General features: G+C 52.5%; 25 protein-coding genes. 9 read left to right on the top strand and 16 right to left on the bottom strand.

Features of this window, described 5'->3' with window-relative positions:
• Positions 1-7: 7 nt before the first annotated feature.
• The 3 genes from csgF to csgD are packed head-to-tail and all read right to left on the bottom strand — an operon-like array spanning position 8 to position 1,495.
• Positions 8-424, bottom strand: coding sequence for a curli production assembly/transport protein CsgF (gene csgF / locus ACOTYB_RS04385; RefSeq protein WP_003858054.1), 417 nt, complete (start codon positions 422-424; stop codon positions 8-10).
• A gap of 26 nt (positions 425-450) precedes the next feature.
• Complete coding sequence (csgE, locus tag ACOTYB_RS04380; RefSeq protein WP_003858052.1) at positions 451-840, bottom strand: curli production assembly/transport protein CsgE; 390 nt, start codon at positions 838-840, stop codon at positions 451-453.
• A 4-nt stretch (positions 841-844) separates the two neighbouring features.
• A complete protein-coding gene (gene csgD / locus ACOTYB_RS04375) occupies positions 845-1,495 on the bottom strand; it encodes a biofilm master transcriptional regulator CsgD (RefSeq protein ID WP_003858049.1) in 651 nt (216 codons plus the stop codon).
• 743 nt (positions 1,496-2,238) lie between these two features.
• Between csgD and csgB the strand changes: the two genes are divergently transcribed.
• From csgB to ymdB, 5 genes are all read left to right on the top strand, one after another.
• The gene (csgB, locus tag ACOTYB_RS04370) at positions 2,239-2,694 is read left to right on the top strand and encodes a curli minor subunit CsgB (RefSeq protein WP_023315797.1); all 456 of its coding nucleotides are present in this window, start codon (positions 2,239-2,241) and stop codon (positions 2,692-2,694) included.
• Positions 2,695-2,733: 39 nt separating this feature from the next.
• Positions 2,734-3,189 carry a curli major subunit CsgA gene (gene csgA, locus ACOTYB_RS04365; RefSeq protein ID WP_003858043.1) on the top strand — a complete coding sequence of 152 codons (456 nt, stop codon included), beginning with the start codon at positions 2,734-2,736 and terminating at the stop codon, positions 3,187-3,189.
• Between the two features lie 56 nt (positions 3,190-3,245).
• Positions 3,246-3,578 carry a curli assembly chaperone CsgC gene (gene csgC / locus ACOTYB_RS04360; RefSeq protein WP_003858040.1) on the top strand — a complete coding sequence of 111 codons (333 nt, stop codon included), beginning with the start codon at positions 3,246-3,248 and terminating at the stop codon, positions 3,576-3,578.
• Between the two features lie 153 nt (positions 3,579-3,731).
• On the top strand, positions 3,732-4,052 hold the full coding sequence (locus ACOTYB_RS04355; protein ID WP_003858038.1) for a type 1 fimbrial protein: 321 nt from the start codon (positions 3,732-3,734) through the stop codon (positions 4,050-4,052).
• Between the two features lie 80 nt (positions 4,053-4,132).
• On the top strand, positions 4,133-4,669 hold the full coding sequence (gene ymdB, locus ACOTYB_RS04350; protein WP_023324442.1) for an O-acetyl-ADP-ribose deacetylase: 537 nt from the start codon (positions 4,133-4,135) through the stop codon (positions 4,667-4,669).
• Between the two features lie 41 nt (positions 4,670-4,710).
• Here the strand turns inward: ymdB and mdoC are convergent, their stop codons facing one another.
• A complete protein-coding gene (gene mdoC / locus ACOTYB_RS04345; RefSeq protein ID WP_023315799.1) occupies positions 4,711-5,850 on the bottom strand; it encodes a glucans biosynthesis protein MdoC in 1,140 nt (379 codons plus the stop codon).
• 255 nt (positions 5,851-6,105) lie between these two features.
• On the opposite strand from mdoC, the gene mdoG reads away from it, so the two are divergent.
• The 3 genes from mdoG (at position 6,106) to ACOTYB_RS04330 (ending at position 10,492) form a co-directional block, all read left to right on the top strand.
• Positions 6,106-7,659 (top strand): glucans biosynthesis protein MdoG, encoded by a 1,554-nt coding sequence (gene mdoG / locus ACOTYB_RS04340; protein ID WP_015570847.1) that lies wholly within the window; start codon positions 6,106-6,108, stop codon positions 7,657-7,659.
• Positions 7,652-10,180 (top strand): glucans biosynthesis glucosyltransferase MdoH, encoded by a 2,529-nt coding sequence (gene mdoH, locus ACOTYB_RS04335; protein ID WP_015570846.1) that lies wholly within the window; start codon positions 7,652-7,654, stop codon positions 10,178-10,180. The genes mdoG and mdoH overlap by 8 nt, the downstream gene beginning before the upstream one ends.
• 84 nt (positions 10,181-10,264) lie before the next feature.
• On the top strand, positions 10,265-10,492 hold the full coding sequence (locus ACOTYB_RS04330; protein ID WP_003858030.1) for a YceK/YidQ family lipoprotein: 228 nt from the start codon (positions 10,265-10,267) through the stop codon (positions 10,490-10,492).
• Positions 10,493-10,499: 7 nt separating this feature from the next.
• Here ACOTYB_RS04330 and ACOTYB_RS04325 read toward each other — a convergent pair whose 3' ends face one another.
• From ACOTYB_RS04325 to ACOTYB_RS04315, 3 genes are all read right to left on the bottom strand, one after another.
• Positions 10,500-10,874 carry a MysB family protein gene (locus ACOTYB_RS04325; RefSeq protein ID WP_003858026.1) on the bottom strand — a complete coding sequence of 125 codons (375 nt, stop codon included), beginning with the start codon at positions 10,872-10,874 and terminating at the stop codon, positions 10,500-10,502.
• Between the two features lie 79 nt (positions 10,875-10,953).
• Entirely contained in the window at positions 10,954-12,189 is a 1,236-nt protein-coding gene (mdtG, locus tag ACOTYB_RS04320) for a multidrug efflux MFS transporter MdtG (protein WP_409248879.1), read from the bottom strand.
• A 141-nt stretch (positions 12,190-12,330) separates the two neighbouring features.
• Positions 12,331-13,257: a Kdo(2)-lipid IV(A) acyltransferase gene (locus ACOTYB_RS04315; protein WP_003858019.1), complete on the bottom strand. Its 927-nt coding sequence runs from the start codon at positions 13,255-13,257 to the stop codon at positions 12,331-12,333.
• Positions 13,258-13,475: 218 nt separating this feature from the next.
• Here ACOTYB_RS04315 and ACOTYB_RS04310 point away from each other — a divergent pair, with 218 nt between their 5' ends.
• Positions 13,476-14,525, top strand: a complete 1,050-nt coding sequence (locus ACOTYB_RS04310) for a rhodanese-related sulfurtransferase (protein WP_058656505.1) — start codon at positions 13,476-13,478, stop codon at positions 14,523-14,525.
• Between the two features lie 38 nt (positions 14,526-14,563).
• Here the strand turns inward: ACOTYB_RS04310 and ACOTYB_RS04305 are convergent, their stop codons facing one another.
• The 9 genes from ACOTYB_RS04305 to mdtH form a co-directional block, all read right to left on the bottom strand.
• Positions 14,564-15,142, bottom strand: coding sequence for a YceI family protein (locus ACOTYB_RS04305; protein WP_023315801.1), 579 nt, complete (start codon positions 15,140-15,142; stop codon positions 14,564-14,566).
• Between the two features lies 1 nt (position 15,143).
• The gene (locus ACOTYB_RS04300) at positions 15,144-15,710 is read right to left on the bottom strand and encodes a cytochrome b (RefSeq protein WP_220153728.1); all 567 of its coding nucleotides are present in this window, start codon (positions 15,708-15,710) and stop codon (positions 15,144-15,146) included.
• Positions 15,711-15,935: 225 nt separating this feature from the next.
• Positions 15,936-16,049, bottom strand: coding sequence for a YceO family protein (locus ACOTYB_RS04295; RefSeq protein WP_003858014.1), 114 nt, complete (start codon positions 16,047-16,049; stop codon positions 15,936-15,938).
• Positions 16,050-16,099: 50 nt separating this feature from the next.
• The gene (solA, locus tag ACOTYB_RS04290) at positions 16,100-17,218 is read right to left on the bottom strand and encodes an N-methyl-L-tryptophan oxidase (RefSeq protein ID WP_023324445.1); all 1,119 of its coding nucleotides are present in this window, start codon (positions 17,216-17,218) and stop codon (positions 16,100-16,102) included.
• A 112-nt stretch (positions 17,219-17,330) separates the two neighbouring features.
• A complete protein-coding gene (bssS, locus tag ACOTYB_RS04285; RefSeq protein WP_003858012.1) occupies positions 17,331-17,585 on the bottom strand; it encodes a biofilm formation regulator BssS in 255 nt (84 codons plus the stop codon).
• Positions 17,586-17,858: 273 nt separating this feature from the next.
• On the bottom strand, positions 17,859-18,104 hold the full coding sequence (dinI, locus tag ACOTYB_RS04280; RefSeq protein ID WP_003858011.1) for a DNA damage-inducible protein I: 246 nt from the start codon (positions 18,102-18,104) through the stop codon (positions 17,859-17,861).
• Between the two features lie 74 nt (positions 18,105-18,178).
• On the bottom strand, positions 18,179-19,225 hold the full coding sequence (gene pyrC, locus ACOTYB_RS04275; RefSeq protein WP_023315804.1) for a dihydroorotase: 1,047 nt from the start codon (positions 19,223-19,225) through the stop codon (positions 18,179-18,181).
• 128 nt (positions 19,226-19,353) lie between these two features.
• Positions 19,354-19,914, bottom strand: a complete 561-nt coding sequence (locus ACOTYB_RS04270; protein WP_023305855.1) for a lipoprotein — start codon at positions 19,912-19,914, stop codon at positions 19,354-19,356.
• Between the two features lie 98 nt (positions 19,915-20,012).
• A complete protein-coding gene (mdtH, locus tag ACOTYB_RS04265; protein ID WP_003858008.1) occupies positions 20,013-21,221 on the bottom strand; it encodes a multidrug efflux MFS transporter MdtH in 1,209 nt (402 codons plus the stop codon).
• Positions 21,222-21,366 lie beyond the last annotated feature (145 nt).

Here is a 21,366-nt window from a genome sequence, read left to right as displayed (position 1 = left end):
GGGTTGTTTAGAAATCAGTTGAACTGGTCTGCAAACCGGAAACCTGGATTGTCGACGTTTTACCGGTTTTTCGGTCTGTCACATTTAACTGAAGCTGCCCGTCTTTATTGGCAATATCGACGATAAAGTCGTTAGTGACCATCCGGCCGGGTTTTCCGGTATTAATGTTAGTTAATAAGCCACCTAATATTTGCGACTGGATGGCCTGAGTAAAATTATCCAGGGCTGACGGGGTCTCGATACCGAAATCATCGTCATAGCTGGGGTCTTTATAGGAGTTTTGAGCCTGAGCCTGGTTAAGCATAAAGGCTCCGTTATTCGGGTTGCCGCCAAAATTAGGGTTGCGGAACTGGAATGTCATATTTCCGGCCCAGCTCAACGGCGCAATGAGCATTAACGAAATCACTGTGTGTGCGAGACGCATTACAGCCTCCGAAATTGGTATCGTTGTTAGAACTCATCTTTTGCTAAATCGCCTGTGCTCAAAAGGGCTTTGTCTAACTGTAGGCGGTTAATAGCTTCTTCTGTTTGTGCCAGCGCGAAAGCGACGTTCTGATCGAAGTCTCTTTTCGTTGGGAATAAAAAAGTCTGGTAAATAACGTCCTGATTAGCGGTTATTGTGATCCAGCTTCCCCACCGCGCACTGGGCCGTTCGTTGATGGTTAAGTTACCCGGATAATCGCTTTCCCACTTATCGCTGAAGGCACGATAAAAATCGTGTCCGACAGAGGTGACGGTGTGGTCGGTTAACAGTCCGGGAACTTCTACCTCAACAGCCTGAAGGTTTCCGGCAGCAAGCATAATGCCTGCGGCGGCAATCCAACTTAAGGTGCGTTTCATGCTATTAACGCCTGAGGTTATCGTTTGCCCACGACACCGCCTGCGTGCGATTTTTAACAGCTATCTTTTTGAAAAGATTATAAAGATGCGTCTTAACCGTATTTTCGCTGATAAATAACGAACGGGCGATTTCAATATTTGAAGCACCAATACGCAGTTTGTTCAGGATCTCTTTCTCACGGTGCGTCAGAAGGGCCGATTCCGAACTGTTATAGCGATAATTTCCGGAGTGGGTAATGAGGTAGCTGGCCAGTTTCTGCGAGAAATAACACTCCCCCCGCAATATGCCCTGCAAACCCTCCACGACACGGTTTTCTTCTTCAGTGACGTAAAACACGCCGTTAATATGCGGCCAGCTCTCAATTTCGCGGAAAGGATACTCATCAGGCGTATTTAATAACAATACGCGGATATTATTGTTTTTCCTGCTTAAATTATCTTGCCAGTAATGAATGAGTTTTTTATCCGCTTCCATCATATCGAGAAGAATGATGCTGCCAGAAGCGATATCATCAAAAGAACGTTGAATATTATGCAGTTTCCCGTTAAGAGACAGGCATTGCTTTAAATGCTGCAATAACGCTGTCGCTTGTAAGGAAGGTTTTGTGATCAACAATAATGTATGACCGGGTAAGCTATGGACTTCATTAAACATGATGAAACCCCACGTTATTTATGACACCCGGCAGTTGCCCTCGTATTATTGAAAAGGGCACCAGAGGTACTGACAGGTGTGGCACTGCTGTGTGTAGTTAAAAAACCTTCCTCCAAAGGAGGCGGTAAAATTAAAAACAAATAACGTACTGCTGTTTTCAATCTAGCTATTGCAAACTTTAAAGCAAGTGTTAATTGTGTAACAGAATGTAAAATTCGATATTAATTTGTGTATATTGCAGGGCTAATAGATTTTAAGATAAGGGGAAAGTTGTACATGTGTATAAACGTGCACAGATTTTAAAAACCATAAAGTATATTATAATGGGTTGAATTATTTGGCTTTGTATTATTCTAAGCCAGCCGGTAAAAAGTATGATCTCTGCTAAAAACATAAGACTTCCCTAAGCCAGAATTTTTTCTTAAGAAAACTTGCTTCGTGTCACGCGCGTGGCAAAGGGCATTGTCTTTTTTGTCTGAAGAAGCCGGTGCAGGTTGGACAGTCTGTCTCGCTGTTGTACAAGCGCAGGAAGACATTTTTGGTTTCTGCTTTAGGCGTGTATCCCGTCGTTTCAGGCGAGATTTACGACTTTGAGGTGAAGGAGAATATAAAAATAAGGCGCACGGGTGAGATATTAAACATGTTTCGGCAGACATACTCTTTTCCGTAACGCGGCGTTAACAAAACGAATCGCGTTAACGGAGCAAGAGATACTTTTTTATAGCCAGGTCCAGGGTGACAGCATGAAAAACAAAACGTTGTTTATGATGTTTACATTACTGGGTGCGCCTGGGTTTGTAATCGCAGGTGATTCAGATTTAGCCAGTTCTGAATATAATTTTGCGATAAATGAATTAAGTAAAGCTTCATACAATCAGGCAGCCATTATTGGTCAACAGGGTTCAGGAAATAATTCTGATGTACGCCAGGGCGGTTCTAAATTGCTGTCCGTTATTTCTCAGGAGGGCGGGAATAACCGCGCGAATGTTGATCAGTCAGGGACGTATAACCTTGCTTATATCGATCAGACCGGCAACGGCAACGATGCGAGTATTAAGCAGGGCGCTTTTGGCAACACCGCCATGATTATCCAGAAAGGCTCGGGTAACAGGGCGAATATAACGCAGTATGGTACGCAGAAAACAGCAGTTGTAGTACAGAGACAGTCGCAAATGGCTATTCGCGTTATTCAACGTTAGCGATGTGTGACGCCTTAATCAATCCGATGGGGGTTTACCATGAAACTTTTCAAAGTGGCAGTTATTGCAGCAATCGTAGTTTCTGGCAGTGCTTTCGCAGGTGCCGTACCACAATTTGGCGGCGGCCACGGTGGTGGCTGGGGTGGCGGCAATAACGGCCCTGACTCAACCCTGAGCATTTACCAGTACGGCGGCGGTAACTCCGCGCTTGCTTTGCAGACGGACGCCCGAGATTCTGAATTGACCATTACCCAGCATGGTGGTGGTAACGGCGCAGATGTTGGCCAGGGCTCTGATGACAGTTCTATCGATCTGCTGCAAAAAGGCTTTGGTAACAGCGCCACCATCGACCAGTGGAATAGCAAAGACTCTGTTATCAACGTGAAACAGTTCGGCGGCGGCAACGGCGCGGCGGTAGACCAGACAGCGTCCGGCTCAACGGTGACTGTGCACCAGGTTGGCTTTGGCAACAACGCGACCGCACACCAGTACTGATTCATTTCTGTACCAAAAAACAGGGCATGCGCCCTGTTTTTTTTCGGGAGGATCTCATGAGCACCTTCATTCTCCTTGCCGCGCTTGCCAGCCAGATAACGTTCAGCACCTCACAGCAGGCAAATATGACAACCATTATTCCTCAGGTCACGCTGGCAGACGCTTGCGAATGTCAGGTTGAGGTGTTATCTGTCCGACAGGGGCAGGGGGGACAAAGTACATCGCGGCAGAAAAATACTCTTTTTATACCCGCTAATCAGCCGATTGATTTAACGCGAATCAGTTTAAATATTCGCTCAGGGGATGCGGTAAAAATAATCGTCACCGTTTCCGATGGAAAATCGCTTCATTTATCACAGCAGTGGAACGCACCGGTAAGTGCGCTTTAATAATTCATGAAATCAATGATTTAATAAAGTGGCGGCGCTGCACAGGTAAGCTATGCTGATATCAAGAACCCAGTCATCGGGTTGCTTAAATTGATACGTCATAACGGAGCGTTTTTACCCCTCAAGGACGAATTTCATTGAGGAGTACAAATAATGTTCAAATCCGCAGCGTGTATTATTTCTGGTCTGGGACTGATCCTGTCCTCTTTTTTTTCTCCGGCTTATTCAGCAACTATAGAAAATGGTGGGGTGATTCATTTTCGTGGCGCGGTGGTCGCTGACCCGTGCGAAGTCACGCCCCGGCATCAGCAGTTTGCGATCTCCTGTCCGGAAAATAACCGTATGAAAACGCATACCATCAGTTATGACGAGGCGCTCCGGGGCCATCATCCTCATTCAGCTCTGGCCGCTGTCAGCATGAAATACCTGAATGAACAGAAAACGCTTGCGGTCGTTCAGGTGGATTACCGCTAACCGACGTTTTTTTCGCGGCAGTTTTTCTCCTTCACCCTCTGCGATACACTGGTGAAAAAGGCGGGTTGCAGAGGGTGTTTATGAGACCGCAAATCGACGTTATTCATGGCGATATCACGACGGTGCGCGTTGACGTGATCGTCAACGCAGCCAATTCCTCCCTGATGGGTGGTGGCGGGGTGGACGGTGCCATTCACCGGGCCGCAGGCCCTCAACTCCTTGAAGCATGCAAAACCGTGCGTCAGCAGCAGGGAGAGTGCCCGCCGGGGCATGCTGTTATTACGCTTGCGGGCGATCTCCCGGCCAAAGCGGTGATCCATACCGTTGGACCCGTCTGGCACGGTGGCGACCGCCATGAGGCTGAGATTCTGGAGCAGGCGTATCGTAACTGCCTGCGGCTTGCGGCGGATAACGGGTATAAGACCATGGCGTTCCCCGCCATTAGCACCGGGGTGTTCGGCTATCCAAAGGAAGCGGCAGCTACGATCGCCGTGAATACCGTTTATCACTACCTTTCCCTCAAACCCATGCCGGAAAAAGTCATTTTTGTCTGTTTCGATGAGCACACCGCCGACCTGTATCAGCGGATTTTGACCGCGCGCAGCCAGGCATTTTGATGTCTGAAGTGCAAAAACGGCGCCCTGGAGGCGCCGTTTTGTTATCCCGCTTTAACCTGAGGTTTGCCTGAGAACAGGAAACGCAAAAGCGGGATCCGCAGGTGGATTTCATACAACACGATGGCAATGCCAACCACAAAGACCAGGCCGGTGAAGAAGCCCAGCGCATTCGAGGCGATATGCGGCGTAATGTACGCCCCGAAAAACAGCGTCAGCGGATGGTGAACCAGGTAGATAAACAGCGAAGCATTAACGAAATAGGTGACGCGACTGGATTTAAAATTCAGCAGACGATGGCCAAGGGCGAACACCACGTTCACCATCCACAGGCCCATCAGCATCGTTATAACGCTCTCTGTTTCATACATCCACGCGTCCCCGCTGCCATAGCGCTGATTGAGAAGATAGGCGGCAAAGGCCAGCGCAGCACCCACCGCACACCAGGGGGAGGGGGTGGTAAACAGCGCTTTAAGCCGGGGATGAATAAATGCCAGCGCCCCAATCAGGAAGAAGGGAATGTAGAACAGGGTCTGCATCACCACGAAATTAAACAGCCCATCGCTCAGAATGGGAGGGTAGACAATGAGCAGGGTACGCCTGATGGCGGCATACGCGACCCCCAGCGCAAGAAACAGCAGCGACAGCTTGCCCAGGGTGATGTTGGCGAAGAAGGTCGAGGATGTGGTGCTCGCGCGCTGACGCAGCTGGCTGAAGATCAGCAAACTCACCGTGGTTAGCACCACCAGTACCAGCAGGAACCAGAGGTGGGAAATAAGCTCCCAGACCAGGGTGTTGTATTTCTCATAGAAGGAGAGATTCGGCCAGTTTTCCGCCTTGCCTTTAACATGCTGCAACATGATGAACTGCGGCAGCGTCAGCAGCGGAATGGCCGTCAACATCGGTATGCCCACGCGCTCCACGCGCACTTTCCACCATCGCTTGAGGGGATAGCGCAAGAAGAGCATGTAAGAGAAATAACCGGAAATAACAAAAAACACCTGCATGCGGAAGGCATGGATAAAATCATTAAACAGCGTCAGCCACCAGGAGGGCATCTGGCTGTTCACGTGCCAGGTGTGGCTGGAATAGATCAGTGAAATATGAAAAGGGATCCCCAATAGCATGAGCCATGCGCGGATCGAGTCGAGGAAATATTCACGTTGTACAGGGGTTGTGCTCATATAACTTTGCGCATTCTCAGACTTTTCGCCTTATCCCTAAGGCTCATAATGGTTACATTCGGAGCCAACCCTACACCAAGACCGACACCCTGTCTCCAGGATAAGCACGCAAAGTGAAAAGCGGGTTCTTTCATTTGCTTAATCCATGAGCCAGCGAGCTGAACAAAGCAGTGATAATGTTGTCGGATTGCCTGAGTTTCCATTAAAATGGATCGGATCGATATAAGCACACAAAGGGGGAAGTGCTTACTTATTATGAAACATAAACCACAAATGATGAAAATGCGTTGGTTGGGTGTAGCAGTGCTGTTGTCACTGTATACCTCATCTGCACTGGCCTTTAACATCGATGATGTCGCAAAACAGGCAAAATCGATGGCGGGCAAGAGCTACGAAGCGCCAAAAAGTAACCTGCCCTCCGTTTTCCGCGACATGAAATACGCGGACTATCAGCAGATCCAGTTCAATCACGATAAAGCGTACTGGAACAATATTAAAACCCCGTTCAAGCTTGAATTTTACCACCAGGGTATGTACTTCGACACGCCAGTTGCCATCAATGAAGTGACGGCGACCGCGGTACGCAAAATCAAGTACAGCCCGGATTACTTCAATTTTGGCGATGTGCAACACGATAAAGACACGGTGAAAGACCTCGGCTTCGCAGGCTTCAAGGTGCTTTATCCGATTAACAGCAAAGATAAAAACGATGAAATCGTCAGCATGCTTGGCGCCAGCTACTTCCGCGTGATTGGCGCGGGGCAGGTGTACGGGCTTTCTGCGCGCGGTCTGGCAATTGATACCGCGCTGCCATCAGGTGAAGAATTTCCACGTTTTCGCGAGTTCTGGATCGAACGTCCAAAACCAACCGACAAACGTCTGACAATTTATGCGCTGCTGGACTCCCCTCGTGCGACCGGCGCTTATCGCTTCGTGATCATGCCAGGGCGTGACACGGTGGTTGACGTGCAGTCTAAAGTTTACCTGCGCGATAAAGTGGGCAAACTGGGCGTCGCACCGCTGACCAGTATGTTCCTGTTTGGGCCGAACCAGCCATCTCCGGCGACCAATTTCCGTCCTGAACTGCATGATTCCAATGGCCTCTCCATCCATGCCGGTAACGGCGAGTGGATCTGGCGTCCGCTGAACAACCCGAAACACCTCGCGGTCAGCAGCTTTGCGATGGAAAACCCGCAGGGCTTTGGTCTGCTGCAACGTGGCCGTCAGTTCTCCCGCTTTGAAGATCTGGATGACCGCTACGATCTGCGCCCAAGCGCCTGGGTTACGCCGAAAGGCGACTGGGGTAAAGGTAAGGTTGAGCTGGTTGAAATTCCAACCAACGATGAAACCAACGATAACATCGTGGCGTACTGGACACCGGATCAGCTGCCTGAAGCCGGTAAAGAGATGAACTTCAAGTATGCGATTACCTTCAGCCGTGACGAAGACAAGCTGCACGCACCGGATAATGCGTATGTGATGCAGACGCGTCGTTCAACGGGTGACGTGAAGCAGTCCAACCTGATTCGTCAGCCGGATGGCACGCTGGCATTTATCGTGGACTTCACCGGGCAGGATATGAAAAAACTGGCGCCGGATACTGCCGTGACGGCACAGGCCAGCATTGGCGATAACGGTGAAATCGTTGAAAACGCCGTGCGGTACAACCCGGTCACCAAAGGGTGGCGTTTGACCCTGCGCGTGAAGGTGAAGGATCCGAAACAGACCACTGAAATGCGCGCCGCGCTGGTCAGTAACGATAAGCCGCTGAGTGAAACCTGGAGCTATCAGCTACCTGCCAATGAATAATACATCTGAATATATTGATGCCATGCCGCTGACGGACATTGAAAAAGCGGCGCTCCCTGCGAGCGACATCCGCGCGGTTCACACCGCGCTGGATGGTGAACATCGTCATTTTTCCCGTGATGATGATACGCCGCTGGGGTCAGTGAAGGCACGTCTGGAGCAGGCATGGCCGGACTCGCTGGCAGAAGGGCAGTTAATCAAGGATGACGAAGGGCGTGACCAGCTACAGGCGATGCCGAAGGCCACGCGTTCCTCCATGTTCCCCGATCCGTGGCGCACCAACCCGGTGGGCCGCTTCTGGGATCGTCTGCGTGGGCGTGACGTGACACCGCGCTATCTGTCACGTCTGACCAAAGAACAGCAGGCCTCCGAGCAGAAATGGCGTACCGTAGGAACGATTCGTCGTTACATTCTGCTGCTGCTGACGCTGGCGCAGACGGTTGTCGCCACCTGGTACATGAAAACCATTCTGCCGTACCAGGGCTGGGCGTTGATTAACCCTGCTGACATGATTGGCCAGGATATCTGGGTCTCCTTCATGCAGCTGCTGCCGTATATTTTACAGAGCGGCATTCTTCTGCTGTTCGCTGTGCTGTTCTGTTGGGTCTCCGCCGGGTTCTGGACGGCGCTGATGGGTTTCCTGCAACTGCTGATGGGGCGTGACAAATACAGCATTTCCGCGTCGACGGTCGGGGATGAACCCCTCAATCCTGAGCACCGTACCGCGCTGATCATGCCTATCTGTAACGAAGACGTTGACCGCGTATTCGCCGGGCTGCGTGCCACCTGGGAGTCCGTGAAGGCGACCGGTAACGCGGCGCATTTCGACGTCTATATCCTGAGCGACAGCTACAACCCGGATATTTGCGTGGCAGAGCAAAAAGCCTGGATGGAGCTGATTGCTGAAGTGCAGGGGGAAGGGCAGATCTTCTACCGCCGTCGTCGTCGTCGTGTTAAGCGTAAGAGCGGGAACATTGATGACTTCTGTCGTCGCTGGGGTAACCAGTACAGCTACATGGTGGTACTGGATGCGGACTCCGTGATGAGCGGCGACTGCCTGAGCGGGCTGGTCCGTCTGATGGAAGCCAACCCGAACGCGGGTATTATTCAGTCCTCGCCAAAAGCGTCAGGTATGGACACGCTGTATGCGCGCTGCCAGCAGTTTGCGACCCGCGTCTACGGGCCGCTGTTTACTGCCGGTCTGCACTTCTGGCAGCTGGGTGAATCTCACTACTGGGGCCACAACGCCATTATCCGCGTGAAGCCATTCATCGAGCACTGTGCCCTGGCGCCGCTGCCGGGTGAAGGGTCGTTTGCCGGGTCCATTCTGTCGCATGACTTTGTGGAAGCTGCTCTGATGCGTCGTGCAGGGTGGGGCGTCTGGATTGCCTACGATCTGCCTGGCTCGTATGAAGAGCTGCCGCCGAACCTGCTGGATGAGCTCAAACGCGACCGCCGCTGGTGTCACGGTAACCTGATGAACTTCCGCCTGTTCCTGGTGAAAGGGATGCACCCTGTTCACCGTGCGGTGTTCCTGACGGGCGTTATGTCCTATCTGTCTGCGCCGCTGTGGTTTATGTTCCTGGCACTCTCGACCGCGTTGCAGGTTGTGCATGCTCTGACCGAGCCGCAATACTTCCTGCAACCGCGCCAGCTGTTCCCGGTGTGGCCGCAGTGGCGTCCGGAGCTGGCGATTGCGCTGTTCGCGTCGACCATGGTGCTGCTGTTCCTGCCTAAGCTGCTCAGTATCATTCTGATCTGGTGCAAAGGTTCGAAGGAGTACGGTGGTTTCTGCCGCGTGACCCTTTCACTGCTGCTGGAAGTGCTGTTCTCGGTCCTGCTGGCGCCGGTGCGTATGCTGTTCCATACGGTGTTTGTGGTGAGCGCGTTCCTGGGATGGGAAGTGGTGTGGAATTCACCGCAGCGTGACGATGACTCTACGCCGTGGAGTGAGGCCTTTATGCGCCACGGCTCTCAGCTGCTGCTGGGCCTGGTGTGGGCCGTTGGTATGGCCTGGCTGGATCTGCGTTTCCTGTTCTGGCTGGCGCCAATCGTCTTCTCGCTGATCCTGTCGCCGTTTGTGTCGGTGATCTCCAGCCGTTCCACGGTTGGCCTGCGTACCAAACGCTGGAAGCTGTTCCTGATCCCGGAAGAGTATTCTCCGCCGCAGGTGCTGGTGGATACCGATACCTATCTGGAGCAGAACCGCAAACGCACGCTGGATGATGGCTTTATGCACGCCGTGTTTAACCCGTCATTCAACGCGCTGGCAACCGCGATGGCGACGGCGCGTCACCGCGCCAGCCAGGTGCTGGAGATCGCCCGCGATCGCCACGTTGAGCAGGCGCTGAACGAGACGCCAGAAAAGCTTAACCGCGACCGTCGTCTGGTGCTGTTGAGCGATCCGGTGACGATGGCACGGCTTCACTACCGCGTGTGGTCCGCGCCGGAGAGATACTCTTCGTGGGTGAACTACTATAAGGACGTTAAGCTGAATCCGCTGGCACTGAAGGCGAAGTAAGTTGTTAAGTAGGGCGGGTAAGCGAAGCGCCACCCGCCAAATGAAATACCGGCTTAATCGCCGGTATTTTTTTAGAGGTCAGACATGAAAGTAATCATTGTCGTCATGATGGCATGCCTGCTCAGCGGCTGCGGCAGCATTATCAGCCGCACCATCCCCGGGCAGGGCCACGGGAATCAATACTACCCCGGCGTACAGTGGGACGTTCGCGATTCCGCATGGCGCTATCTCACCGTGCTCGATCTGCCGTTTTCGCTGATTTTCGACACGCTGCTGCTGCCCATTGATGCCAGTCACGGCCCTTACGAGTAACGGGAGCTCATCGCTCGTCCCATTCGTCCGCTGCGGCCTGACCCTCTTCGGTATCCAGCGGCGGTTCGAGCTGAAACTCGCCTTCGTCCCATTCGTGCAGCGTATTTTCTTCCAGCCACTCCTGACGTAACTCAATTTCGTCATAGTCGCCGTCGAATACCGCCTGTGCACCTTCACCACTCAGTATCGGCAGACATTCACCATCTTCACCTTCATCAGCAAAGAATTCGGCCTGCCACATAATATCGCCGTCCTGTAGGACGTATTTTTGGATATTGAGTTGTTGCACGTCAGCATCTTCTTCCTCAATGCCGGGATTATCGGCGAGGAACTCTTCGCGAGCGGCATCAATTGCTTCTTCCAGCGTGGCGTACATGGTCATTGGTGTCTCCCTGTTTTTCGTGAAGGTATTCAGGGAAAGAATAGCTGATTATGTGATTTTGCAAGTATGAATGCGAAAATTAGCCGTCACGATGTTGTCTTATTCGCCCCGGGCGTAGCGCCCGGGATAAGCTGAGCCACGAATAAACGGCGTTGAACAGCACGACGCCTGCCGTCACGATAAAGACCGCCCGGAAACCGAAACTGGCTGAAATCCCCGCACCGACCAGCGGCCCGGTGACGTTACCCAGATCGCGAAACGACTGGTTATAGCTGAAGATACGACCGGCTATCTGGTTGGTGGAATTATAGACCAGCAGCGTCTGCACGGCCGGGAGCAGTGCGCCATCGGCAGCCCCCAGCAGGAAGCGCAGGACGCCGAGCTGCCAGGGAGACTGCACCATCGCCATGGGGATCAGCAGCAGGACGGAGACGATCAGGGCGCAGATCAGGATCTTTTCCGGGCCGATACGGTCTCCCAGCTTGCCGAGCCGCGGCGCGCTCAGTAGCGCCGCCACACCGGGAACAGAGGCGATCAGGCCGCTGATAAAGGCGATATTGCTGACGTTTCCCGCCAGATCGCGGACATACAGCGTCAGAATAGGCGCGATTGAACCGGTGGCCACCTGGATAATCATGGTGGTCACAAACAGACTCAGCACCAGCTTTGGGTTTTTCAGCGAGGCCAGTACATCCCGGGCGTGCAGCATCTCTTTTTTAGCTACCGGCGCGAAATTCTCCCGGATACAGATAAGCGTCACCAGGAAGCAGAGGAACAGCACGCTGGCGGTAATGAAGAATACCGGCCGCAGTCCGTAGTGGTCGGCGAGCAGCCCGCCCGCCAGCGGGCCCAGCAGTGCGCCACTTACGCCGCCAGTAGAGAACGTGCCCAACGCCCAGCCGCTTTTCTGGCGCGGGATTTGGGTGGCGATCAGGGCGTTGGCGTTAGGGATAAATCCCCCGAGCAGACCCAGGAGTGCGCGTAATATCAGGAACTGCCAGACGTTCTGCGCCACCCCCATCAGCAGCATAATGATCGCCATGCCGAGCGCGGAGCGCAGCAGCATAATTTTGCGGCCTTTGCGATCCGCCAGCCCACCCCAGAAAGGCGACGCAATGGCGGAGAACAGGAACGTAATGCTGAACACCAGGCCGGACCACATATTCAGGGCGCTATGTCCGGTGACGCCGAGCTGTTCAACGTAGAGGGGCAGGAAAGGCATCACCAGGCTAAAGGCGGCGCCAGTAAGAAAACAACCCAGCCACGCAACCGTCAGGTTACGTTTCCAGTTTATGGGAGCATCTGTGGGGGACATAACTATCCGCATAATGAGGTGCAGGGCACCGTGACCAGTGAGGTAATAAGCCTGCTAATTATGCGCCCGGGGTATGATTGCCGCAATGACGGGGAGCTTTTAAAGCTAAAACAACATGCGGCCCGGAAGGCCGCATGCAGATTAATACCGGGAAGGGACGCCCTGAGGCCGGGTTTTAAAGCGGCGATGCAGCCACATGTACTGCTCCGGGGCGAGCATAATGCATTTCTCAACAACGCCGTTCATCCAGCGGGCGGTGGTTTCCGCATCAATCAGCGGTGGCGCGAGCTCCGGCTCCAGCATGATGAGCTGATAGCCTGAACCGTCTGGTTTACGGCGCGGTACAAACGGCACGATAGCCGCTTTGGACATTCGCGCCAGCATCCAGGTCCCGGTGGTCGTCGCTGCATCTTCCACCGCAAAGAACGGAACAAACACGCTGGATTGCGGGCCATAGTCATGATCCGGGGCGTACCAGACCACTTCACCTGATTTCAGGGCGCGGATCATCCCTTTCAGGTCTTTTCGGTCGATCATGCTTTTATTGGAGCGCATACGTCCGTTGGTCTGGATCAAATCGATCACCGGATTATCGTTAGGACGATAAACGCCAATACCGGGCGCCTGCATGCCGAACATGCGTGCGCCAATTTCGAGCGTCAGAAAATGAACGCCAATCAGCAGGACGCCAGTCTGGTTGGCCTGAAGAGTATGCACTGGCTCCATGCCGGTCCCGGCCACTTCCGTCCAGCGCGCCATGCGCTTATCCGACCAGAACCAGGCCATACCGGTCTCCATCAGCCCCATGCCGACAGATTCGAAGTTTTTAACCACCATGTCGTGGCGCTCAGATTCACTCATCTGAGGAAAGCAAAGCTCAAGGTTGCGATACGCGATCCTGGCGCGACGCTTCATAAACTGCTGAGCAATGCGACCCAGCCCTTTACCCATGCGGAAAATGACGGGATAAGGCAGCTGTACAATTAGCCACAACAAGCCAATGCCTGACCATGTTAACCAATAGCGGGGATGCAAAAGCGCGGCAGTAAATTTCGGTAACTGGGTCATGTCTGTCCTGTGTTCTAACGTCCTGAAAGGCTATTGTCTCATTTTTTAAGGCATAGCCAAAATGTCTGTCATCGAAACATGAAAGAATATGCAAATGTTAAGTCTGATTAATCAGATTGACTGAAATGTAGCGTAAATTGTGTGGATGTAAATTGTCTTTGTTTGCTATATCATGCCGACCGATTTTTATTTCTCAACGATTGCAGGACTTGTACACCATGCCAGTGTTACACAACCGCGTTTCGAATGAGATGTTGAAAGCGCGTATGTTGGCCGAAACCGAACCGCGCACAACGATCTCTTTCTATAAGTATTTCACCATCGACGATCCACAGGCGACCCGCGATGCGCTTTACCAGGCTTTCACCGCCCTGAACGTGTTTGGTCGCGTCTATCTGGCGCGTGAGGGGATTAACGCGCAGATCAGCGTGCCGGAAAGCAAGGTCAGCGCCTTCCGCGATCTCCTTTACGGGTTTGATCCGGCGCTTAACGGCTTACGCCTGAATATTGCGCTGGATGATGACGGTAAATCATTCTGGGTGCTGCGCATGAAGGTGCGCGAGCGTATTGTGGCGGATGGCATTCACGATCCGAGCTTCAATGCTGCTAATGTGGGGGAATACCTGAAGGCCGCTGAAGTGAACGCGATGCTCGACGATCCGGATGCGGTGTTCATCGATATGCGTAACCACTACGAATATGAAGTGGGGCACTTCGAAAATGCGATGGAAATTCCTGCCGACACCTTCCGCGAGCAACTGCCGAAAGCGGTTGAGATGATGCAGGAGCATAAAGACAAAAAGATCGTGATGTACTGTACCGGGGGGATCCGCTGTGAAAAAGCCAGCGCCTGGATGAAGCACAACGGGTTTAATAAAGTCTGGCACATTGAGGGTGGGATTATCGAGTATGCCCGCCGCGCCCGTGAGCAGGGTTTACCGGTGCGTTTTATCGGTAAGAACTTTGTGTTTGATGAGCGTATGGGCGAGCGAATTTCAGAGGACGTGATCGCGCACTGCCACCAGTGCGGAACACCGTGCGATACGCATACCAACTGCAAAAACGACGGGTGTCATCTGCTGTTTATTCAGTGCCCTGCATGTGCCGAGAAGTTTAATGGCTGCTGTAGCGAGCTGTGCAGTGAAGAGAGTATGTTGCCTGAAGAAGAGCAACGTCGTCGCCGTGCCGGACGCGAGAACGGGAATAAGATCTTTAATAAATCCCGGGGCCGACTGAATACCAAACTGGGTATTCCGGACCCGGAGTAAAACACTGCCCGGCGGCTCACAAGCCTGCCGGGCCTGTTTTATGACTTCTGCTGAACGCCTTCCACCGAAATAATCAGCTCTACATCCTGCGATGCCGGGCCTAAATCCGTGGTGATATTAAAATCTTTCAGATGAATTTTGCCTGCGGCTTCAAAGCCAGCACGTTTTCCGCCCCATGGATCGTCACCCTGTCCAATTAATTTGGCATCCAGTGTGACAGGTTTTGTTACGCCGTTCAGCGTGAGATTACCGGTAATAGCGAGTTTATCACTGTCTTTCTTCACCTCTGTCGACGCGAAAGTAGCTTGCGGGAATTTGCCCACGTTCAGGAATTCAGCGCTGCGCAGATGTTTATCACGCTCGGCGTGATTAGTGTCGACGCTGTTGGTATTAATGGTGACGTTCACTTTATCGGCAGCAGGGTTTTTCTCGTCGAAAGTAAATGTGCCATCGAAATCATTGAACGTGCCATATAACCAGCTGTAACCCAGATGCTGAATACGGAAATTGACGAAGGCATGCTGGCCCTCTTTATCAATTTTATAGTCGGCGGCCAGGGCCGAACCGGTAGTAAATAACAGCGAACCTAATGCGATACCCAACAGGCGTTTTTTCATTTTATGTTCCAGAGTCAACTGACGAACGGCCAAGCATGCGCTTCAGCGTATCGTCTTTATCAATAAAGTGGTGTTTCAGGGCCGCAAGGCCATGCAGGACAGACAAGATCACTACGCTCCATGCCAGCCACAAATGAACCACACCTGCGGTGTCAGCCTGTGAACCGGCTTCAGCCAGCGTGGCTGGGACATCAAAAAGCCCAAATACGCTGATCGGTTTGCCGTCTGCGGTCGAAATGAGATAGCCGCTGATCAGAATGGCGAACAGCAGGGCATAGAGTGCGATATGCGCGCCAACAGCGCTTATGCGGGTAAGTCGGCCATGGCTTTTGGGCGCAGGAGGGGGCGGAGAGATATGTCGCCAGATCACGCGAAAAACCAGACCCATCATCAGCAGAACCCCAATGCTTTTGTGCAATTCGGGGGCCTGATGATACCAACCGTCATAATAGCTTAATGTCACCATCCAGAGGCCGAGACCAAACATGGCATAGACGGCAATTGCAAATAGCCAGTGTAAACACATGGATATTATTCCGTAGCGACGGGAGGAGTTACGCCATTGCATATGAATTTCCGTTCTCAAATGACTGAGCAATAAAAATGGACGGGTTAAATAAATAATGCAACTGAAAAAAATGAATAATGTATTTTATTTAATTTATTTCAGCGAATTTGAATGTGTTTCCGCAATGTATTTCAATCGCTTCGTTCAATAAATTTGAGGCGACGTTTTTTAAAAATATAAGTTAAATAAATTTAAAGGAGTGTCAATAAACGTCAGCGAGAACGTTCAGAAGAATACAATATAGATAACGTCAATGATCGCCAGTAGCGACCAAAGAACAATGTAGAGCATGAAATGCTCGCGGATGTTATTGATAAGGTAATTCACCAGTCTGCGCATCATGCCCTTCTCGCTAAACAGGCCCCGGTTACTCGGAGCCTGAAGAGGTATTATCGATCAAAGCGCGAGAGCGCGAAGGGCTTGAGATCAAACGAAGGCGCTTTCCCCTGAGCAAACTGGGCGGCGATTTCACCTAACACAGAGGCAAATTTAAACCCGTGACCGCTGAGCCCGGTTACGAGCAGGGTGTTGTCGTGCCCCGGCAGGGTGTCGATGATAAAGTCTTCATCCGGGGTGTTGTCGTAGGTGCACGCTGCGCCGTAAAGCAACCCGCCTACGCCCGGCAGGATATTACGCAGGAACGTGAAGGCTTCGGAACCATCCTGCGGATAAGCTCCGTACGGTTTGCGTTCTTCCGCAGAGGAAATTACCTGCCCGCCGTTATGTTTGCCAATCTTGAGCGCGTCTTTTTCCGAGGGGAAACCGTAGAACTGGTCGCCATTGGGTAACTCGCCTGTAAACGCCGGGAATTTGTTCTGGCTGCTGTAACGCCCGTCAGATTGGAACCAGGAGAAGACTTTTCGCACCGGCTGGATGGGCAGGTCCGGCAGCAGTTTCGTCACCCACGTTCCCGCACTCACCAGCAGACGCGTGGCGGTATATTCACCTTCAGAGGTGGTGACGGTTGAACCCTCTGCATGGTGGGTGATGCCCGTGACCGGACAGTTGAACAACTGCGCGCAGCCCGCTTTGGCGGCGAGATCAATCCAGGTCTTAATGGCCGTTTCGCTGTGCAGTACGCCAGAGTTGGCTTCAAACAACCCAATGTAGTCTTCAGGGACAGAAATTTCCGGCCAGCGCGCCATGATGCCGTTCGCATCCAGACGCTCGACGTCCAGGCGGTAGGCTTTCGCGCTCTCCTCGACGGTCGCCAGAAACGTGGAGCTTGCTGGCCCCAGGTTAACGACCCCGGTGCGCTCAAAAATGCGTTCTTCGGTGAGGGCGGCCAGCTCATCCCACAGCGTCTGAGCCCGAAGCACCAGCGGTACATAGCGCTCACCTTCGCCATAAGCGTGACGGATCAGACGGGTATCGCCGTGATGGCTTCCTTCAGAGTGGGGAGGACGATGGGCGTCAATCATCAGCACATTCAGACCCGCCTGCGTGGCGTAATAACCGGCGGCAGATCCTACGGAGCCGCTTCCGATAATGATCAAATCGTATTTCATAGGCTTCTCTTTACTAACGCTTTGTTAGCAGAGTAATTAACTATGTAGGCTTATACAAGAACGAAATAAATAAGGCACCGCGAGGGTGCCTGTTGAGTGAAGAGGCGTAAGATTAATGCCGTTTATACTCATTTTCCTGGTAGTCGCCAGATTCTATTTTTGCGATGCCTGCTTCCAAAATAGAGATAAACTGACGGGCGACGTCTGTTGTAAGCCACAGCGTCTGTCCAACTTCCGCTTCATCACGGTTTAGCTGATTTGGGGTCTGGTAGTGCAAACGCAGCATCAGCGCATCGTAGCTGTCTACGGTGCTGATATCCCAGCCAACAAGCGGATGGGTCTGGATCACTTCACTATTCTTTTCCATTATAACCCCCTTAATGCGTGTTAGAAGACAACGACTTTGAGGTTCAATGCATGTTTTTCTGAAAGCAATTTCAGTATATCAATTAATAAGGGTTCAGCAGGAAAAAATAAACGGGTAGCAACACATTTTTCTGCTTTTTAGGATTGTTCGAACAATAAAACGCCATCTTGTTCACGATTTTCTAAGAAGATGCTGAAATATTTTGAACTTTCAGGAGACGAAACGAAAAAAAGCCGGGGCGACCCGGCAAAAAACACAATGAGGGAGCAAATTTTAATCAGTGATGAACCAGTCGTCGGCGCTTTCCCATGTTTCCTGCAAAATTTCGCTGATGCGTTCTTTGTCTTCTTTCGCACCGCCGATGACGGAAAGATGGTTTGCTGTCGCATAACGTACCGTTACGGCGCCATCGTTTTCAGGAAAAGTGCTGTTAATACGTCGGGATAGTTCACCCGCCAGAGCGTCGAGTGCGCCAGCAGGCAGGACGGTGGATTTGGCAATGGTGACTTCAATACGCATAAATGCCCCCTGTGTAATATACTGTTTATTTATACAGTTATATTGTCGGTTTGACAACAGGGGGCGACAGTTTTTTAGCGTTTTACCGTCCAGTTTACGGTTTCACCGGCCAGGAAGGGGATCAGCGTATCGTCGGTGAGCGCAATCGACGCTTCAACCTGGCTTTCTTTGCGCTCCAGCTCAATGAACGTGTCATTGATCGGCAGACCGTAGAAACGCGGGCCGTTAAGGGAGCAGAAGGCTTCGAAATGGTCTAACGCATTCATCTCTTCAAACACGGTTGCGTAACTTGCCAGGGCGGTCGGGGCGTTAAAGCAGCCTGCACAGCCGCAACTCGCCTCTTTACGGTGACGGGCATGCGGGGCGGAATCCGTGCCGAGGAACGCGCGCGGGAAGCCGCTGGCGACCAGCTCACGTAGCGCCTGCTGGTGGATGTTGCGCTTGAGGATCGGCAGACAATACAGATGTGGGCGAACGCCGCCCACCAGCATGTGGTTACGGTTAAACATCAGGTGCTGCGGGGTGATGGTGGCGGCAATCAGCTCGTTTCCATCCCGGACATACTCTGCGGCATCTTTAGTCGTAATGTGTTCAAACACCACTTTCAGCCCCGGAAGACGCTGGCGCAGCGGCTCCATGACCGTTTCGATAAAACGTGCTTCGCGATCGAAAATATCAATGTCAGCGTGGGTCACTTCCCCGTGCACCAGCAGCGGCATGCCCAGTTTTTGCATACGCTCCAGAACGGGCATGATGGCGTCGATACTGGTCACCCCATGGCTGGAGTTGGTGGTGGCATTCGCCGGGTATAGCTTCGCGGCGGTGAACACACCTTCGTTAAACCCGCGCTCAACCTCATTGGGATCCAGCGAGTCCGTCAGGTAGCAGGTCATCAACGGGGTAAAATCGTGCCCGGCCGGAACGGCGTCAAGGATACGCTGGCGATAGGCAATCGCGGCCTCGACGGTAGTGACTGGCGGAACCAGGTTAGGCATAACAATCGCACGGCCATAAATTTCGCTGGTATACGGCACGACGGTTTTCAGCATGTCGCCATCACGAAGATGGATATGCCAGTCGTCTGGGCGGCGGATTTTGAGAACCTGGGATTGTACAGTCATGGAAGCTCCGGCTTGAAAGAGATCAGTCATAAGATGGCTGTTTTTGCCGGACACAAATCATAAGCGGAAACGTTTTCGTTTGCACACTATTCCGTTAAAAAAAACGGGCGCCTGAGCGCCCGGAGTATTTAGTCGGTGAAAGGGATGATGATTTCACCCGGTTTCACCTCTATCCCTTTGGCATATTTTTTCGCCAGAGATTCACCTTTGCTTTTGTCTTCGCTCAGAACATAGGCAGGCTGTTGGTTAAAGTAGTTCTGCAACGACTGGTTGAGATACGGCATCAGCGTTTGCAGCACCGGTTTCATTTTATCCGGCGTCACAACCGCATCGACGATTTCCATCTCTTGCAGGAAAATTGCCCCTTTCTCTTTATTAAAGACCGGCAGCGCCTTGAGCTTCAGCTTGATATCCGCTTTCTGATTGCCGAAGAGCGAGGTCATATCGAGGCTGGCATCGCCGGAAAGGGTGACTTTGTTGGGCTCCTCGCGACCAATCTGGCTGGCGAGATTCGTCAGGACGATATGCGCATCCGCAAGGCCGGGCACGCCGATATCTTTTGAAAAGTTATTATGTTTTTCCAGCGCCTGATTAATTTCCTGCTCACTGACGGTGTACTGCGTAAGCTGGTTACATCCCACCAGCAGACCACTGACAATTAACGCAGCGGCAATAACGATCTTTTTCATGGCGTTCCTCAACATAAAATCGGCGCATCTGTCCTGATACGCCAGTATGTCAGGGTGATCCTACAGAAACCAGCAGAAAAAACTGATAATGTAAGAGGTCAGGCGCCAGGCTCCAGCATCCCGCGGGTGCTGCGTTTATCACTGAACTGCCACCAGAGGGCAATCAGCGTCATAAAGCCGACCATGCCGAGCATGACCCACGGCAGCTCCGGCTGATGGAGCGCTTTTCCGGCATCAAACAGCCAGCCGCCACCGGTGTAACCCAGCGCGCCGCCAAGCGCCAGCCCGAGACGGCTGAAGCCCATGTAGCTGCCCCGGGCCCGGGCGTCGGCAAGTGACGCGCTCAGCGTTTCACGGGCTGGCTCGGCAATGATTGAGCCAATATAGAAGGTGCAGATCAGCATAAACAGTTGCTGAAGCGAACTTACCAGACCGATGGGCATCATGCTCAGCGTCATCAGCAACAGCCCGGCCATCAGACGGTGCTCAAGCCGGAAACGGCGCTCGCTCCAGCGGGCAATTGGATAGAGCAGAGTCAGTGAGAGGCAGGCCTCAATGGCATACATCCATTTCACCGCTGCCGGCGTGCCGGCAATATCGTTAACCATAATGGGCAGCATCAGCATGACCTGCACGGCGAGCATGTAGTAGCCGGTCAGGGTTAACACATAGGTGACGAAGCGTTTATCGCTTAGCACACGGTCAAGCCCTTCCCGCACAGGCGCTTTCACCGTCGACAGCTTCCATGCGGGCAGAAACAGACCGTTAAACAGCGCGCAGAGAATAAACAACACCGCGCCGGTGGCGCAAACCAGGCGGAAATCGTATTGCAGCAGCCAGCTTCCCAGCAGGGCGCCCACCACCGCGCCAGCGCTGTCCTGCATCATCAAAATCGAGAAGAAGCGCCCCCGATGTTGCGGACGGATAAGCTTAACCACCAGCGCGGTACGCGGTGGGTCGAAAAGGGTGCCGCCAATCCCGGAAAGGAAACAGGAGAACCACAGCAGCCAGGGTTCATGAGCGATTGCCATGGTGGCGAATCCCGCCGCACGTAACAGCATGCCGGTGACGATCATCGGTTTCGCGCCGAAGCGGTCAGCTATTGCGCCGCCAAACACGCCCAGACCCTGTTGTACAAACTGGCGTAGACCCAGCGCGATCCCGACCATCAATGCCGCCCAGCCCATTTGATCGACAAAACGTATTGATATAAGCGGAAAAACGACAAAAAAGCCGAGCACGACCAGCATGTTATCGACGAGCAGGAAATATTTACCCAGGCTCCTGGCCTGTGATACGCGGGACATTTTCCCTCCAGGGAAAATAAAAGGTGAGCACGCTAACATTCTGCGGTGTCGCCGCGCTTTTTCCCATACCCGCTGGCGACAATATTTTTTTATCAAAAAGGTGCTTTGATAGAGAGTTCTCATCGAAAAATGTGAAAAGCGATCA

This window comes from Enterobacter cloacae complex sp. IR5450, assembly GCF_049238665.1.
Taxonomy (GTDB): domain Bacteria; phylum Pseudomonadota; class Gammaproteobacteria; order Enterobacterales; family Enterobacteriaceae; genus Enterobacter; species Enterobacter hormaechei_C.
This window is presented reverse-complemented; position numbering and strand designations above follow the sequence as displayed.